General features: G+C 64.3%; 11 protein-coding genes, 1 tRNA gene and 2 pseudogenes. 5 read left to right on the top strand and 9 right to left on the bottom strand.

The features are described 5' to 3' along the window. Positions 1–49 precede the first annotated feature (49 nt). From ACD578_RS25630 to ACD578_RS25620, 3 genes are all read right to left on the bottom strand, one after another. Positions 50–193 (bottom strand): hypothetical protein, encoded by a 144-nt coding sequence (locus ACD578_RS25630; protein WP_404289653.1) that lies wholly within the window; start codon positions 191–193, stop codon positions 50–52. Positions 194–277: 84 nt separating this feature from the next. After that, on the bottom strand, positions 278–790 hold the full coding sequence (locus ACD578_RS25625; protein ID WP_404289651.1) for a hypothetical protein: 513 nt from the start codon (positions 788–790) through the stop codon (positions 278–280). A gap of 590 nt (positions 791–1,380) precedes the next feature. Further along, positions 1,381–1,456 (bottom strand) — tRNA-Glu (locus tag ACD578_RS25620). A 95-nt stretch (positions 1,457–1,551) separates the two neighbouring features. Between ACD578_RS25620 and ACD578_RS25615 the strand changes: the two are divergent. Both ACD578_RS25615 and rpoH read left to right on the top strand, forming a co-directional pair. Then, positions 1,552–2,549 (top strand): annotated as a pseudogene (locus ACD578_RS25615) (RluA family pseudouridine synthase). Between the two features lie 187 nt (positions 2,550–2,736). Beyond that, positions 2,737–3,627 (top strand): RNA polymerase sigma factor RpoH, encoded by an 891-nt coding sequence (gene rpoH / locus ACD578_RS25610; RefSeq protein WP_404289649.1) that lies wholly within the window; start codon positions 2,737–2,739, stop codon positions 3,625–3,627. A 72-nt stretch (positions 3,628–3,699) separates the two neighbouring features. Here the strand turns inward: rpoH and ACD578_RS25605 are convergent, their stop codons facing one another. Beyond that, positions 3,700–4,887: a histidine kinase gene (locus ACD578_RS25605; RefSeq protein ID WP_404289647.1), complete on the bottom strand. Its 1,188-nt coding sequence runs from the start codon at positions 4,885–4,887 to the stop codon at positions 3,700–3,702. A 34-nt stretch (positions 4,888–4,921) separates the two neighbouring features. Further along, positions 4,922–6,214 (bottom strand): adenylosuccinate synthase, encoded by a 1,293-nt coding sequence (locus ACD578_RS25600; protein ID WP_404289645.1) that lies wholly within the window; start codon positions 6,212–6,214, stop codon positions 4,922–4,924. Positions 6,215–7,944: 1,730 nt separating this feature from the next. On the opposite strand from ACD578_RS25600, the gene rnk reads away from it, so the two are divergent. Next, positions 7,945–8,373: a nucleoside diphosphate kinase regulator gene (rnk, locus tag ACD578_RS25595; RefSeq protein ID WP_404289643.1), complete on the top strand. Its 429-nt coding sequence runs from the start codon at positions 7,945–7,947 to the stop codon at positions 8,371–8,373. A 171-nt stretch (positions 8,374–8,544) separates the two neighbouring features. Here the strand turns inward: rnk and ACD578_RS25590 are convergent, their stop codons facing one another. Then, on the bottom strand, positions 8,545–9,408 hold the full coding sequence (locus ACD578_RS25590; protein ID WP_404289641.1) for a type 1 glutamine amidotransferase: 864 nt from the start codon (positions 9,406–9,408) through the stop codon (positions 8,545–8,547). Between the two features lie 76 nt (positions 9,409–9,484). Between ACD578_RS25590 and ACD578_RS25585 the strand changes: the two genes are divergently transcribed. After that, positions 9,485–10,390: a DMT family transporter gene (locus ACD578_RS25585; RefSeq protein WP_404289639.1), complete on the top strand. Its 906-nt coding sequence runs from the start codon at positions 9,485–9,487 to the stop codon at positions 10,388–10,390. A gap of 145 nt (positions 10,391–10,535) precedes the next feature. On the opposite strand, the gene purU is transcribed toward ACD578_RS25585, so the two are convergent. The 3 genes and pseudogenes from purU to ACD578_RS25570 all read right to left on the bottom strand — a co-directional run bounded on the left by purU (position 10,536) and on the right by ACD578_RS25570 (position 14,375). Then, entirely contained in the window at positions 10,536–11,408 is an 873-nt protein-coding gene (gene purU, locus ACD578_RS25580) for a formyltetrahydrofolate deformylase (protein WP_404294054.1), read from the bottom strand. A gap of 70 nt (positions 11,409–11,478) precedes the next feature. Continuing rightward, positions 11,479–13,071 (bottom strand): phosphoglycerate dehydrogenase, encoded by a 1,593-nt coding sequence (gene serA, locus ACD578_RS25575; RefSeq protein ID WP_404289637.1) that lies wholly within the window; start codon positions 13,069–13,071, stop codon positions 11,479–11,481. 132 nt (positions 13,072–13,203) lie between these two features. Further along, positions 13,204–14,375, bottom strand: a pseudogene (locus ACD578_RS25570) (phosphoserine transaminase). A gap of 248 nt (positions 14,376–14,623) precedes the next feature. Between ACD578_RS25570 and ACD578_RS25565 the strand changes: the two are divergent. Beyond that, entirely contained in the window at positions 14,624–15,895 is a 1,272-nt protein-coding gene (locus ACD578_RS25565) for an efflux RND transporter periplasmic adaptor subunit (protein ID WP_152711945.1), read from the top strand. Positions 15,896–15,938 lie beyond the last annotated feature (43 nt).

Here is a 15,938-nt window from a genome sequence, read left to right as displayed (position 1 = left end):
ACCCCGGCGTCTCGGCCGGGGTCCTCAAAACACCTTAGGTGCCAGCAGCTTAGGCCGCCTTCTTACCCGCCTGTCGCTGGCTCGACATGAACAGGGACGTAGCTTTGAAATTGCCCAGGCCGATCTTGTTGATCGTCGCGGCAATAGCAGTCCTGATCTCGGCCTTGGCTTGGGTCAGCTGGGTAGAGGTCACGGGCACACTCCTTTGGGGGCTATTCAGCTTCTTATAACGCACAGGTTTATATTTGGTTACTAGCCATACGGATAGGTAGAGGGGCTACTTTTTTGTGATGTATAGCCAAGCCCCCCGGATTTGAACAGACTCGAAAATGCCCGTTCTGCCGAGTGGCCCTTCAAGCATAGCAAAAAACTGACGATCCGCTGGGCTCTGAAGGTGGAACTTAAGGTGCTGGCTTTTCATATCAATATCAGAGAGCGCCATGCTGGTAGCGAACACCCCAGCCAAAACGTCGGAATATTGATCCACGCCGAAATCGCCAAAGTCATACTGCGGCGCTAGTGTCATAAAGCGGACGCGAAGGACAGGCCCTGTATATCCTGGTAGAGGGGTGCAGTTGGCCTGAAAGATAGCTGCGTGCTTCCCGCCGTCAAGATAGGCATAAACGCCGGCGTCCGGCTCACTATTCTCAGCAAGCGGGGTGAGAACAGAGAAGGTCCCCTGAGCGTAGGAGTCGAAATCTTCGCCATAGCTGGAGCATTGGCCATGCCATTCGGCCTTGAGAGCCTCCCAAGAGCCGTCCTGGGCGGAAAGTTTGCGATAGTCAGACATTTAGATCCTGGGAAATTCGAGGAAGGTGAATTCCATAACCTTGCAGACGCCTGCAGGCAAATGCCCTGATACCACTCATAGGCGACCGATAGCCCCATCACTCCCCTCCCTGTCCAGGAGAGCGGAGAGAGGCTCTCATATCCTCTACGCTGGCTAAGCTCTATCTTGACTGTTCATCAGCTCTTTTCATGCGGGCACCTGACCGCCGATCAACCTCAAACGCCACTTCTGACCAAAAGCTAAAGCCCTGCTCGCTTCCTCTCCTGCGGCAATAGAAGGCCTGCTGCCGGGCTCGGGTGTATGCAGCCCTCCCCTCGTAGGCAATCAGGCAGACAGCCTCCGTCTTGGCGCCGGCGTTTGGTCAGGCGAGCCGGGAGGCTGCGGATGTAACTGATCAGAAGCTTCATCGTGGCCACTATGGACACGGGATCCGGCAGGTCAATCAAAGGCCTCTGCCTGTCGAACCCTCAACCAGATGATTGCCTGAAGTCAGGATAAAAACAGAGGCGGACGCCCCTGTATTCTCGACAAAATCTGGGACAAAAACACAAAAGCCCCGCGTCGGGGCGGGGCTAAGTACTTGAAACCTTTGGCGCTCCCTAGGGGACTCGAACCCCTGTTTTCGCCGTGAGAGGGCGACGTCCTAGACCGCTAGACGAAGGGAGCTAGCAAGGTTGAGGCCGCTCGTATAACCACCCTTCTGAATCCCTTCAAGTCCTTTTGCTGAAAAAAGCGAACGGCCCAGGTGAAATGAGGATGCGGTGAACGACACGACTCAACAGGAATGGCTCTTGGAAGACGGCACGGCGGCCGAGCGGCTGGATCGGGTGCTGGCACGCCTTCAGGCAGATCTGTCGCGGAGCCGCCTGCAAGCGCTCATTCGTGATGGTCAGGTTACCGTCGATGACACGCCGGTCCTCGATCCGAACCGGAAGGTGGCAGGCGGTGTTCGGATTACCCTGACAGTGCCGCCGCCCGTTCCTGCAGAGCCCGCCGGCGAAGCGATCGATCTCACCATCGTCTACGAGGACGACGACGTGATCGTCATCGACAAGCCGCCGGGCCTCGTGGTTCACCCGGCGGCCGGGCACGATTCCGGCACTCTGGTGAACGCCCTCATCGCCCATTGCGGCGAGAGCCTCTCGGGGATCGGCGGCGTGAAGCGGCCCGGCATCGTCCATCGCCTCGACAAGGACACGTCGGGCCTGCTGGTGGTCGCCAAGAACGACCTCGCCCATCAGGCGCTCGCGGCGCAATTCGCCGATCACGGCCGGACCGGCCCCTTGAGCGCGCCTATCTGGCGATCCTCTGGGGCGTGCCCGAGCGGCGGCGGGGAACCGTGGAGGCGGCGCTCGCCCGCAGCACCCATAACCGCGAGAAGATCGTCGTAGTGGGAGAGGATCGTGGTCGTTATGCCATCACCCACTACGAGGTCCTGGAAGGCTTGCCTCCCGCCAACCCTATCGCAAGCCTGGTCCGATGCGAGCTGGAGACGGGCCGTACGCACCAGATCCGGGTTCACATGGCCCATCTCGGCCATCCCCTCCTGGGCGATGCGACCTACGGCTCCGGCTTCAAGACCAAGGCGAACCGTCTCTCGGAGCCGCAGAAGGAGGCGCTGAACGCCCTGAATCGACAGGCCCTGCATGCCGCGATCCTCGGCTTCGAGCATCCGCGCAGCGGAGAATTCATGCGTTTCGAGAGCCCCCTTCCCCTGGATATGGCAGCGCTTCTCCAGGCTTTGCGAGTTGCAATCTAGCGTCAATCGGTCGCAAAATCAGGTTACGCTGGCACCCTTGCGACTCTGGAGCGTTCACCACGTCTTGAAGCCTGAGGCCTCTATTCGGACAACGTTGAACCGCTTATATAGAGGGCAGGGTGGCCGGCCATGGAGGGGGGCCGCCCCAGGCTTGCCTCGTGTTGAGGGAGCCAAAGGAGGAGACAATATGGCTGCAGCGCTTCCAGTGCTTGCCAATGAAGGGGGCCTTTCGCGCTATCTCGACGAAATCCGTCGCTTCCCCATGCTCGAGCCGCATGAGGAGTACATGCTCGCCAAAAGCTGGCGTGAGCATGGAGATCGCGAAGCGGCCCATAAGCTCGTGACTTCCCACCTACGCCTGGTCGCCAAGATCGCCATGGGCTATCGCGGCTATGGCCTGCCGATCGGCGAAGTGGTGTCGGAAGGCAATGTCGGTCTGATGCAGGCCGTCAAACGCTTCGAGCCCGACAAGGGCTTCCGCCTCGCCACATATGCCATGTGGTGGATCAAGGCGGCGATTCAAGAATACATCCTGCGCTCCTGGTCCCTCGTGAAGATGGGCACCACCGCGAACCAGAAGAAGCTGTTCTTCAACCTGCGCAAGGCGAAGGGCCGCATCTCCGCGTTCGAGGAAGGTGATCTTCGCCCCGATCACGTGAAGCAGATCGCCACCCAGCTCGGCGTGACCGAGCAGGACGTGGTGGACATGAACCGCCGCCTCGGAGGCGACGCCTCCCTCAATGCGCCCTTGCGCGACGAAGGCGAAGGTGGCGGCGAGTGGCAGGATTGGCTCGTCGACTCCGGCCAGAGCCAGGAGCAGGTGCTCGTCGAGGAGGAGGAGGGCCAGAACCGTCTGACCGCCTTGCGCTCGGCGCTCTCCGTGCTCAATCCGCGCGAGCGCCGCATCTTCGAGGCGCGCCGCCTGTCGGACGATCCGATCACGCTCGAAGAGCTCTCCACCGAGTTCGGCGTGTCCCGGGAACGCGTCCGTCAGATCGAGGTGCGGGCCTTCGAGAAGATCCAGGAAGCGGTCAAGAAGAACCTGACCCAGATCGAGACCTCGTCGGCCGACGCTTAAACCGCCGACAGCGGAAGCATGAAAAAGCCGCGCATCGAGCGCGGCTTTTTTGTTGTCGGAGACTGGTTCGTCTTACTGCCACTGATTGAAGGCGTCGTTGAGGATCTGGCTGCCGGAGCCGCCTTTCTCAAAGCTCAGGATCGCGCGCTGGCCGGACGCCATCCGCACCGGCAGGTCGATCCAGTTGCGGCGCACGAACAGCTGGGTGTTGCGTGCCACATCGACCTGGAGATTGGAGAGGCCGATCAGGAACAGGTTCTCGCGCACCGGCACCGGAAGCCCGGCGACCGGGGTTCCGCGAGCGGCTTCCTCATCCTTGAACTGCAGCAGGCCCACATCCCGGATGACACGGTTCGTGTCGCCTTCGCGGGTGGTGAAGGTGAGTTCGACCGTATGCGAAGCGGGCAGCGTCGCGTCGAGGTTGCGCCTCAACACCATGCGCATCGTCAGCCCGGCATCGGGCACCTCGATCTGGGCGCTGACCGCTTTCTCGAGCGGCTGACCCTGACCGGGATTCACGTCCTCGAGACGCCACGTCACGCGACCGACCTGCGCCTTCGGGGTCTGCGGACTGGTGGGATCCTCCTCATAGAAGACCGCGCGCTGCACCACACCCGCCTCTTGGCGGGGCGCGGGAGTGGGAGCGGTCGTGGGAGCAGCCTGACCGCCGACCCGCTCGTTGATCTTAGAATCGGCAGGAGCCGGCTGCGGGGCTGCCGCGACAGGTGTTTCGGGAGCCAGATCTTCGGGCTTGTCGCGCCACAGGAAGGCGAAGGCGGCGATGGCCGCGATCACGAGCGCCAGAACCGATCCGAAGATGATGGTCCGAGCCCGCCCCTTGCCCTGCATGGCCGGATGAGGACGGCTGTCGACCTTGGGCCGCGCCACCGCGGGCTCGGCATAAGTGTCCCCGGCCTCTTCCTCCGCGGCGGCTGGAGGAGCGGGAGCGCGCAAGCCATGGACCGAGCCTGTGTTCCGAGGCCCCTCGGGCGCCGGCTGATCGTCGGCCAGCATGTTCGAGAAGGCATCGGGATCGAACCCGGCCGCAGGCACGGTGTGATCCGCCTCGACTCGGGCGATGGCTTCGTCGAGGGAGCGGCTCTCCTGCTGGATCTCCGGCTCGCTCAGAGGCGGGTCGAGAGAACGCAGCTGCGCGATCAGAGCCGTGCGGGCACGCTCATACACGGCGTGCCGCTTGTCGGGCGTCTGCTCGGGCAAGCCTTCGACGGCTCGTGCGATGAGAGGGTAATAATCTGCCATTTCTCTTTGGGAATGACCCGCCGTGGCTCCGTCGTCAACCCTCAAAGGGGTTCTTCATGAGGATTGTGTCGTCACGCTCCGGCGAGGTGGAGAGCACGGCGACGGGCGCTCCGATCAATTCCTCGACGCGGCGGACGTATTTGATCGCCTGTGCCGGAAGGTCAGCCCAGGAGCGCGCTCCTGCGGTCGAACCGCTCCAGCCTTCGATCTCTTCGTAGATCGGCTCGACGCGCGCCTGAGCGCCCTGGCTCGCCGGGAAGTAATCGATGGTCTCGCCATCGAGCTTGTATCCGACGCCGATCTTGATCGTCTCGAAGCCATCGAGGATGTCGAGCTTAGTGAGGGCGATGCCGTCGATGCCCGAGGTGCGCACCGTCTGGCGCACGAGCGTGGCATCGAACCAGCCGCAGCGGCGCTTGCGGCCTGTCACCACGCCGAACTCCTTGCCCTTCTGGCCGATCAGCTCGCCAGTCTCGTCGAACAGCTCGGTCGGGAACGGCCCCTCGCCCACGCGGGTCGTATAGGCCTTGGCGATGCCGAGCACGTAGCCGACGCCGCCCGGGCCGAGGCCGGAGCCGGTCGCCGCCTGGCCGGCCACCGTGTTGGAAGATGTGACGAAAGGATAGGTGCCGTGATCCACATCGAGCAGCGCGCCCTGCGCGCCCTCGAACAGGATGCGCTTGCCGGCGCGACGCTCCTCGTCGAGCAGGCGCCACACGGCGTCCATGTACGGCAGGACCTTGGGCGCGACGGAAGCCAGCTCGTCATAGATCGTCTTGGGTTCGAACTCGTCGAGACCGAAGCCGCGGCGCAGGGCGTTGTGATGCGTGAGCAGCCGCTCGATCTTCTCAGGCAGGGCCGAGAGGTCGGCGAGGTCCATGAGCCGGATGGCACGGCGGCCGACCTTGTCCTCGTAGGCCGGGCCGATGCCGCGCTTGGTGGTGCCGATCTTCGTGCCGGCGCTGCCGCTTTCGCGCAATGCATCGAGCTCGCGGTGGATGGAGAGAATCAGCGTGGCGTTTTCAGCGACGCGCAGGTTCTCGCGGCTGATCGAGACGCCCTGCTCGCTCAGACGCTGCACCTCGCCGGCGAGCGCATGCGGATCGAGCACGACGCCGTTGCCGATGACGGAGAGCTTGCCCGGACGCACGACGCCGGAGGGCAGGAGCGAGAGCTTGTAGACCTTGTCGCCGATCACGAGGGTATGGCCGGCATTGTGACCGCCCTGGAACCGCACGACCACGTCCGCCTGTTCGGACAACCAATCGACGATCTTGCCCTTGCCTTCGTCGCCCCACTGGGCGCCCACGACAACCACGTTCGCCATCGCTCAAGCCTCACATAAAAAAACCCCGGCGCAAGGCCAGGGTTGGGTAAAAACCTTGCAAACCCTCATCGTGGATCGCGCGCCTCAGGTCAAGGCGGAATGAGCCTCGATTCCTCGATCATATGTGTCGTGAAGGGCGGGAATATGATTTTCCGTCGGGCAGAGGGCAGGAACGTTGCTCGTCGGCGGGGAACGGGCCCGGGTGCAGTCTGTCGCACACTCTGTCCCCTCGCGGGGAAGGATCGAGGGTCGGGTCGTGACCTCGGAGCAAGCGCGTGACGAATATCGTCATGGCCCGCTTCTCCCCGTCATCTCCCCGGACTTGATCCGGGAATCGGTGCCGGTGATCCCGATGAAGGGAACGCGGCGCTCGTCTGATCGGCATGGCCGGGACCGGCCCGGCCATGACGGCGAGGAAAGCCGCAGATTAAGGCACGCCTGAGGAGCGAAGCGTCGCGCAGGACACCGCGCTTCCGGTGCTCTCCGGAGCCTCCTTCGAGACGCCGCTTGCAGCGGCTCCTCAGGATGAGGGCTGTGAGACTGACAGCGTGAATCGGTGGATACGTTCTGCCCTCGCACCCTCCGACCGCACCCTCCGACTGCACCCTCCGCCGTCATCACCGGCCTCGTGCCGGTGATGACGGCGGATTGAAGCGCCGCGCGCGTCTGATCGGGATGGCCGGGACAGGCCCGGCCATGACGGGAGAGGGTGTGATGACAGGCGCAGGGACGATGTGTCTGTCCAAGAGCCAGCACCCATAGGCCCAGGGCTTGGGAGCCCTGAGCCGTGTGGTGATCGAGGGTGGTGCGCTGGGCAGCCCGGCTCGATGGGTATGGGAATGGGAAGAGCCGGACGGCGCCTCGCACGCGGGACTTTTAGGCGTTTAGACTTGGACCAGCACAGGGCTGCCAAGGGCCTCCCGCCAACCGGCGTGCGAGGCCTGCTGCAGGACCGCTCCCCGCCCCACATCTGCGACGCCCCGCGAGCGCGCCCCCGTCGGGCCGGGATGCACAAGGTCTAGCCCAGATGATACACGGCGCCAAGAACAAAGTAAGAACATTACACACACGCTCCAGACTTGCCGTCATCACCGGGCTCGTCCCGGTGATCCCGATGATGAGAAGCGCCGCGCCTCACCGGATCGGGATGGCCGGCACAAGTCCGGCCATGACAAGGAGAGCGGCGGTCCGGGATGGTATCGTCCGGTTCTCCTTCCCTCTGACCTCCTCAGGATGCGGCTGGAGAGACGGGAAGGCAGACGGGAATGGCGGCGCAGCCATCATTTGACAAACACGATGCGGTGTAGGAGCCTCGGCCCATCATGTTGAGCCTTCTACGCCATCGTCGCGGCCTGCATCGGGCAGGCAACCTCATCGCGGGCCAGTAGCCCCGAGCTCAACGCGCGTCTGCGCTCCGAGCTCGGGGCGCCCATCCGATCTGAACCACTGGACAACGCGTGAGGCTGGATGCCGGCTGAGCCGGCGCGGCGACACTGGTATCGCGGCTTCATGCGGGCACTCCGTGCCGCGAAGGCAGGATCGTCCACAGTCAGACGAACTCAACCGCACTCCTCCGCCTGCGAAGGCCCTGATCGGCGGGACCACCACACAGCCCGGGACGCCTATGCCCGCGCCCCGCAATCCATCTCACGACCGACCGGAATCCAATGGCGATCCCGGTACCTGTTGCAGCGTCGCGCGCTGCAGCATCTTCAAAAAGGAAATATCGAATGACCAAGAGAACAAGCGGCACGGCGAAGCCACGGATCACTCTGACGGCGGCCGATCACGAAAAACTCTCAACCCTTGCCGCGGCGGCCCTGCACACGATGCCGGACGTGGCACGGGAACTCGCAGAGGAACTCGATCGGGCTCATATCCTGCCCGAGGGAAAGCGACGCGCAGACATTGTCTACATGGGCTGCGAAGTCGATTTCCGCGATGACACCGCGGGCCGCGTGCAGACAGTCACCCTGGTTTATCCGCACGAAGCCGACATATCGAGGGGGAAGATCTCGGTGCTGACGCCGATCGGGACCGCTCTCATCGGACTTCCGCTGGGACAATCGATCGGCTGGACCACCCGCACGGGTGAATCGAAGCGCCTGACCGTTCTGCAGGTGAGCAACGCCGCCGCGGCGGAACAGGAGCCCGTCTGAGCAGCCACGCCTGAAGACACCCTGCTCGTTATGGCCGGGCTTGTTCCGGCCATCCACGTCCTTGTCGCATCGAGGTCTTCAAGACGTAGGTCCCCGGGACGGGCCCGGGGATGACGGTAGAGGACGTCGGCCCTGCCGAAGCGCGTGTGCGAACGTGACGAGCGAGAAGCCTCATGCCCGTCCGCGCGCGCTCTTTTGCGTCTTCACGCGGTGCTCGATGAAGTTGCGGATTTCGCGGATGCGGCGATGGGGGTCGAGGATTTCTGCATCGATGCCGTGCCGCCAAGCGAGGTCGAAGCGGGACGGATCCTTGTCGAGGGCGGATAGATCCTGCGTATAGGCAACGGCCTCTTCAGCCGTCCGGCAGAAGCCCTCCCTCACCAGGATGTCCGTCCGGCGGCTCAGGATGGCGGCGAGTTCGCTTAAGGAGAACTCGGGATGATACTGCACGCCCCAGAACACGCCGCCATCCTGGCGGATCTCGGCGGCCTGGACCGGCGAGATGGCATTGCTCGCCAGCACCGTGCAGTCGCCCGGCAGGGCCGTGACCACGTCGAGATGAATGGCGGGCGCATCATAGGCCGCGGGACGTCCCTCGAGCAGAGGGTGAGTGCGGCCTGCCTCGGTGGCCGTGAGCTTGCGCGCGATGCCCACTTCGCGCCCGAGCGGATTGGGCCGCACGTCCCCGTCCGCCGCGACAGCCGCCACCTGCAGGCCCCAACAGGAGCCGAAGGACGGGGTGCGGGACGCATAGACCGCCCGCATCAGGTCGATCTGGCGTAGGATGTCGGGCGTGCGGTCGTAGATGTTGAGATGGGAGCCGGTGAGCACGATGCCGTCGTAGGATTCGAGCCCGGCCGCATCCGGCAGGTTCGCGCCCTCGTCCGTCGGAAAGGCGATGTCGCAGACGGCATCGCCTTCGATGCCGTGAATCACCTCCGCATAGGATTCCGAGAGCGTGAGTCCATAGGCTTCCCTGTGAGCCTGCCTTGCACCCCGCGTATTGCCCTCAACCACCAGAAACCGTAAGGCCATGCGTGTCACCCGCTTTCTTTCGTGCCGGTTTAGCCGAACGGCACGCGGCGGCAAGCGCAATAAGGTCCGGCCTCCGATGAAATTTCTGAATTCACTCCGGCAAGGCCTTTGGGGGCGGGCCTATGTTCTCCTGGTCCTCACCACGCTCATGTGGGCCGGCAATGGCATCGCCGGCCGGCTCGCCATCGGCGAGGTCTCGCCCATGGTGCTGACCTGCCTGCGCTGGATCGTCGTCGTGGCGATCCTGCTGCCCCTCGTCGGGCGGCAGCTCGTGACCGAATGGGCGAAATTCAAAGCCCGCTGGCTGTTCACCCTCGTCATGGGTGTCTTCGGCTTCACCGCCTTCAACGCATTGTTCTATGCCGCCGCCCATCACACCAGCGCGGTCAACCTCACCATCTTCCAGGGCTCGATTCCCGTCTTTGTGCTCCTCGGCATGATCCTCGTCTTCCGTGCCCGCGTGATCCCGCTGCAGATCCTCGGCATGATCGTCACGCTGATCGGCGTGATCATGGTGTCCGTCAAAGCCGACTGGGAGATCCTGAAGACCCTGGCGATCAATATCGGCGACGTGTGGATGCTGATCGCCTGCGTGTTCTATTCGATCTACACGCTGGGCCTGCGCTATCGTCCGGAGATGCCGGGCCTCGTGTTCTTCGCCGCCATGGCCGTCGTGGCCTTCGCCAGTTCCCTGCCCCTCGTAGGCGTGGAGATGATTCAGGGCACGGCGCAGTTCCCCACGTCGAAGGGCTGGCTCATCCTGCTCTATGTGGCGCTCCTGCCCTCGCTGCTCTCACAGATCTTCTTCATCCGCGGCGTGGAGCTGATCGGCCCGGCACGAGCGGGGCTGTTCGTCAATCTCGTGCCGGTGTTCGGCGCCTTGCTCGCGGTGGTCCTTCTCGGCGAGCCTTTCGCGACCTATCACGCGCTCGGTCTGGCGCTGGTGCTCGGCGGCATCTGGCTGGCAGAACGGCGGCGGTAGGCATTGACGCCCCATATCCCGACTCTCCGCGTCATGGCCGGGCTTGTCCCGGCCATCCCGATTGTTTGAAGCGCCGCGCCTCAGCTGATCGGGATCACCGGCACAGGACCGGTGATGACGTCGTAAGTGTGACAGCCCGCTGCCTCTAATCCGCGAACACCACCGTCTTGCGGCCGTTGAGCAGGATGCGGTCTTCCAGGTGATAGCGCACAGCGCGCGCCAGCACGCGGCGTTCGATGTCGCGTCCCTTGCGCACGAGATCCTCCGCCGAGTCGCGGTGCGTGATCGATTCCACGTCCTGCGTGATGATCGGGCCTTCGTCGAGATCGGACGTCACGTAATGCGCGGTCGCGCCGATCAGCTTCACGCCGCGGGCATGAGCCTGATGGTAGGGCTTGGCGCCCTTGAAGCTGGGAAGAAACGAGTGGTGGATGTTGATGCAGCGTCCGGCGAGCTTTGCCGCGAGACCGTCCGACAGCACCTGCATGTAGCGCGCGAGCACCACGAGATCGGCCCTGGAGTCGCGGATGACCTCCCAGACCCTGGCTTCCTGTTCGAGCTTCGTGTCCTTCGTGACGGGAAGGCAGTGAAACGGAACGTTGCCGAGATCCACATGACTGTAGGTTTCGGCCGGATGATTGGCGATGACGCCGACGGGCTCGAAATCGAGCTCGCCGATACGCCAGCGGTAGAGCAGATCCGCGAGGCAATGATCGAATTTCGAGACCAGCAGCATAACCCGGCGCTTCTCGCTCGGATCGCGCAGGGTCCATGTCATGCCGAAGCGCTCAGAGAGCGGCACGAAGCCGCTCTTCAAGGCATCGATGTCGCTCTTCCCCGACACGGGGTCGAAGACGACACGCATGAAGAAGCGATCCGTCTGCGTATCGTCGTATTGCTGGGCGTCGAGGATGTTGAGACCCGCATCCGACAGATGCCCCGCCACGGCGGCCACTATACCGGGACGGTTCGCGCAGGCGAGCGTCAGGACGAAGCGTTGCGACGGGACATGGGTCATCATGCTTACCTCAGCGTCTTACATGTCGCATCTTCCGGCAAACCGGCATCCACTTCGCCGGAAGAGGCGTTTAGAATCGCACCGCGCGGGCGCGCTTGACCTGCGGGATCTCCTCGATCTTGCGCAGGAGTTCATCGGAGACTGGCTGATCGACCGACACGAAGCAGATGGCGTCGCCGCCCGGCTTGTCGCGCCCGAGCGCGAAGGTCGCAACGTTCACGCCCGACTCGCCGAGCAGCGTGCCGAAGCGTCCGATGAAGCCGGGCTTGTCGTCGTTGCGCACATAGATCATGTGCGGCGCGAACTCCGCATCGACCGCAATGTCGCGGATGTCGAGCACGCGCGGCTTGCCGTCCTGGAACACGGTGCCGCCCGCATGGCGCGGCATGTCCTCGGCATCGACGATGATGCGGATGAAGCTTTCGTAGTCGCGGACCGCGCTCTCGCGCTTGACCTCCTCGACCGTGATGCCGCGCTCGCGTGCGACAACCGGGGCGGAGACCATGTTGATGTCCTGCAGGAAGGGACGCAGCACGCCGGTCACAGCCGCCGAGGTCAGCGCGCGGGTGTTCATTTCCGCCACGGCGCCCTCGTATTCGATGCGGATGCCCTTGATCGAGGCTTCCGTGAGCTGGCCCAGGAAGGAGCCGAGCTTGTCGGCAAGCGCGACGAACGGCTTCAGGCGCGGCGCTTCCTCCGCGGTGATCGAGGGGAAGTTCACCGCGTTCTGGATCGCGCCCTGCAGCAGGTAGTCCGACATCTGCTCGGCGACCTGCAGCGCCACGTTCTCCTGTGCTTCCGTCGTTGCGGCGCCGAGATGCGGCGTGCAGACCACGTTGGGATGGCCGAAGAGCGGGTTGCTCGTGGCCGGCTCCTCGATGAAGACGTCGAAGGCCGCGCCCGCCACATGGCCGGAATCGAGCGCGGCGCGAAGCGCCACCTCGTCGACGAGACCGCCGCGGGCGCAGTTGACGATGCGCACGCCCTTCTTGGTCTTGGCGATGTTTTCGGCCGAGAGCACGTTCCTCGTCTTCTCCGTCATCGGCACGTGCAGCGTGATGATGTCGGCGCGGCGTAAGAGATCGTCCAGCTCCACCTTCTCGACGCCGAGTTCGACCGCGCGCTCCGGCGACAGGAAGGGATCGTAGGCGATCACCTTCATGCGCAGGCCGATGGCGCGATCGGCCACGATGGACCCGATATTGCCGCAGCCGATGACGCCGAGCACCTTGGCCGTCAACTCGACACCCATGAAGCGGTTCTTCTCCCATTTGCCGGCCTGCGTGGAGGCGTCGGCCTGCGGGATCTGGCGCGCGAGCGCGAACATCATCGCGATCGCATGCTCGGCGGTGGTGATGGAATTGCCGAAGGGCGTGTTCATGACGATGATGCCCTTCGCCGTGGCGGCAGGGATCTCGACATTGTCGACGCCGATTCCGGCGCGGCCGATCACCTTCAGGTTCTTGGCCTGCTCGAGGATCTTCGCCGTGACCTTGGTGGCGGACCGGATGGCAAGGCCGTCATACTCGCCGATGATCTGGCTAAGCTTGTCCTTGTCCTTGCCGAGATCAGGCTGGAAATCGACATCGATGCCGCGATCCTTGAAGATCTGCACGGCGGCGGGAGACAAAGCGTCGGAAATGAGAACGCGGGGAGCGGGCATGGGTTGAACCTCATGGCGTGATGGCCGGGCTCGTCCCGGCCATCCACGTTTGCCGGTATCGCAAGCTCAGCCCTCGAAAGGCGTGGATCCCCGGGACAAGCCCGGGGATGACGGGACAGGGGTAAGTGAGCGTTACGCCGCTTTCGCGAGCTTCGCCTTTTCCTGCGCGAAGGCCCAGTCGAGCCAGGGCGTCAGGGCTTCCAGGTCGCATTGCTCGACCGTCGCGCCGCACCAGATGCGAAGGCCGGAAGGCGCATCGCGATAGGCTCCGATGTCGAGGGCAACGCCCTCCTTGTCGAGCGCCGTCGTGATGCCCTTGGCGACCTGCGCCACGGCCTCGGGACCCTGTGCGACCACATCCGGATCGGCGATGACGAGGCAGACGCTGGTGTTCGACGCGGTGGCGGGAACCTTGGCGAGATTGGCGATCCACGGGGTCGTTGCGACCCAATCGTGAATGACCTTCGCGTTGGCATCGGCCTTGGCCACGATCGCATTGAGTCCGCCGATGGACTTCGCCCATTCGAGCGCGTCGATGTAATCCTCGACGGCCAGCATGGACGGCGTGTTGATCGTCTCGCCCTCGAAGATGCCTTCGATGAGCTTGCCGCCCTTGGTCATGCGGAAGATCTTCGGCAGCGGCCAGGCCGGCTTGTAGGTCTCGAGCCGCTCCACCGCGCGGGGGAGAGAATGAGCATGCCATGAGCCGCTTCGCCGCCGAGAACCTTCTGCCAGGAGAAGGTGACCACATCGAGCTTCGCAAAATCGAGCTTCTGCGCGAAGGCCGCCGAGGTGGCGTCGCAGATGGTCAGCCCCTCGCGGTCGGCCGCGATCCAGTCGGCGTTCGGCACGCGCACGCCGGAGGTGGTGCCGTTCCAGGTGAAGACCACGTCGCGGTTCTTCGTATCGACCTGCTTAAGATCGGGAAGCTCGCCATAGGGCGCATTGACGACGCGGGCGTCGGCAAGCTTCAACTGCTTGACCACGTCCGTGACCCAGCCCTCGCCGAAGCTCTCCCAGGCCAGCATGTCGACCGGGCGAGCGCCCAGCATCGACCACAGCACCATCTCCACGGCGCCGGTATCGGAGGCGGGCACGATGCCGATGCGGTAATCGGCCGGCACCTGCAGCACCTCGCGGGTGAGGTCGATGGAAAGCTTCAGGCGCGCCTTGCCGAGCTTCGCGCGGTGCGAGCGGCCGAGGCTGTCGGTCTTGAGGTTCTGGAGAGACCATCCGGGGCGCTTCGCGCAGGGGCCGGACGAAAAGTAAGGCGCGCGCGGACGCGCGGCGGGCAGGTTTGTCATGGTATCCATCCTTACAGATGGGCGCCTCTCGGTGGGGAGAGGTGTCCCGCCGACCGGTATGACGGAGGCAAGGACCACGGTCAAGGCACGCATCGCCGGGGCGAGTGTTCAGATTACGAAATCGTAATACAAAACATCGTGTTTGCTGCGTTATGTTCACAGCGCTTGGCATATATTGTGCTAGGACACCTTCCGACAATTGTGACCGAAAAAGCCAATAAGGCCGAGAGACTGAGTAAGGAGCGAGCATGCGTGTGTCCGGTCAACTCGCTGTCATTGCCGTGCTGGGGGCAGCAGGCTTTGGCGGCTGGTACGCCTACAAGGGCGGCCATCTGGCCCAAGTGCCCGTGATCGGCGCCTATGTGAGCCAACCCGCAGACCAGCAGGCCGCTGCTCCGGGAGGTCGCAGCCGGGCCGGTCAGTTGGGGCCAGCGGCGGTCGACGTGGACACGGTGAAGACTGGACGCATCGTCGAGGTTCGGGAATCGGTCGGTACGGTGCGTGCCTATGAATCGATCACAGTGACCGCCAAGGTGGCAGGAATCATCGGCCAGATCGGCTTCGAGGAAGGCCAGAAGGTCAAGGCCGGCGATACCCTGATCCAGTTCGATGCCGCCGAGCGCCGCGCCGAAATCGAGCAGACCATCGCCGAGGCGAGTCGCGCCGAAGCTCTCAAGAACGAAGTCGCCATCAAGCTCGAGCGCGCCCAGGCGTTGAGCCGCACCGGAGCAGGCACTGGCGCCCAGGTCGATGACCTGACGGCCCAGATGAAGTCGCTGGAGGGCTCCATCGCCTCCGTCCGCGCCCAGCGCAAGGCCGCCGAGGCTCGCCTCGAGGACCTGAACATCCGGGCCCCCTTCGCCGGCCGCGTCGGCGTCCGTTCGGTCTCGCTCGGCGCCTATGTGGCACCGGGCACCCGGATCACGTCGCTCGACGACCTGTCGAAGGTGCGCCTCGACTTCGCGGTGCCGGAGAACCTCCTGGGCCGCCTCAAGCCGGGCCAGACGGTCAACGCCACCTCGGCGGCCTATCGCGGCCGCACTTTCAAGGGCACCGTTGCGACCATCGATACACGCGTCGATCAGACGACCCGCACGGCGCGCCTGACCGCCGAGTTCGACAATCCGGACGAGGCCTTGAAGCCCGGCATGTTCCTGTCCGTGGCCCTGGAGGTTTCGACCAAGGACGACGCCGTCGTGGTGCCGGAGGAGGCCGTCGTCAGCGAGGGCCTGCGCCATGTCGTCTATCCGGTGAAGGACAGCAAGGTGGAGCGCCGCGTCATCACCATCGGCCAGCGCCAGGGCGGCAAGGTCGAGGTGGTGGACGGGCTGAAAGCCGGCGAGACCATCGTCGTGCTGGGCGTCCAGCGCGTGCGGCCCGGAGCCGAGGTCGTCGCCCGCCCGGTGGGCTCGGGCGCGCCGGCCGCGCCTGTCCCGGCGGCGAACCGGGAGCAGCCCTCCCGCTCCTCGCTGAACGTCCCGCAGGCCATCGGCGCCGCCCAGGCGGCCGAGCGCAAGTGACTTCTCTCCCGCCTCCGGCGGGAGGTTTTCGTTTACAGACTGG

This window comes from Microvirga sp. RSM25 (assembly GCF_044784385.1).
In the GTDB taxonomy this organism is placed as follows: domain Bacteria; phylum Pseudomonadota; class Alphaproteobacteria; order Rhizobiales; family Beijerinckiaceae; genus Microvirga; species Microvirga tunisiensis.
Note: the sequence above shows the minus strand (reverse complement) of the source record. Positions and strands in the feature narration are given on the sequence as shown.

Excerpts from the sequence above, each read along its gene's own strand:
- ACD578_RS25625 (WP_404289651.1), bottom strand. The coding sequence starts at position 790 with ATGTCTGACTATCGCAAACTTTCCGCCCAGGACGGCTCTTGGGAGGCT.
- rpoH (WP_404289649.1), top strand. The coding sequence starts at position 2,737 with ATGGCTGCAGCGCTTCCAGTGCTTGCCAATGAAGGGGGCCTTTCGCGC.
- ACD578_RS25605 (WP_404289647.1), bottom strand. The coding sequence starts at position 4,887 with ATGGCAGATTATTACCCTCTCATCGCACGAGCCGTCGAAGGCTTGCCC.
- ACD578_RS25600 (WP_404289645.1), bottom strand. The coding sequence starts at position 6,214 with ATGGCGAACGTGGTTGTCGTGGGCGCCCAGTGGGGCGACGAAGGCAAG.
- rnk (WP_404289643.1), top strand. The coding sequence starts at position 7,945 with ATGACCAAGAGAACAAGCGGCACGGCGAAGCCACGGATCACTCTGACG.
- ACD578_RS25590 (WP_404289641.1), bottom strand. The coding sequence starts at position 9,408 with ATGGCCTTACGGTTTCTGGTGGTTGAGGGCAATACGCGGGGTGCAAGG.
- ACD578_RS25585 (WP_404289639.1), top strand. The coding sequence starts at position 9,485 with ATGAAATTTCTGAATTCACTCCGGCAAGGCCTTTGGGGGCGGGCCTAT.
- purU (WP_404294054.1), bottom strand. The coding sequence starts at position 11,408 with ATGACCCATGTCCCGTCGCAACGCTTCGTCCTGACGCTCGCCTGCGCG.
- serA (WP_404289637.1), bottom strand. The coding sequence starts at position 13,071 with ATGCCCGCTCCCCGCGTTCTCATTTCCGACGCTTTGTCTCCCGCCGCC.
- ACD578_RS25565 (WP_152711945.1), top strand. The coding sequence starts at position 14,624 with ATGCGTGTGTCCGGTCAACTCGCTGTCATTGCCGTGCTGGGGGCAGCA.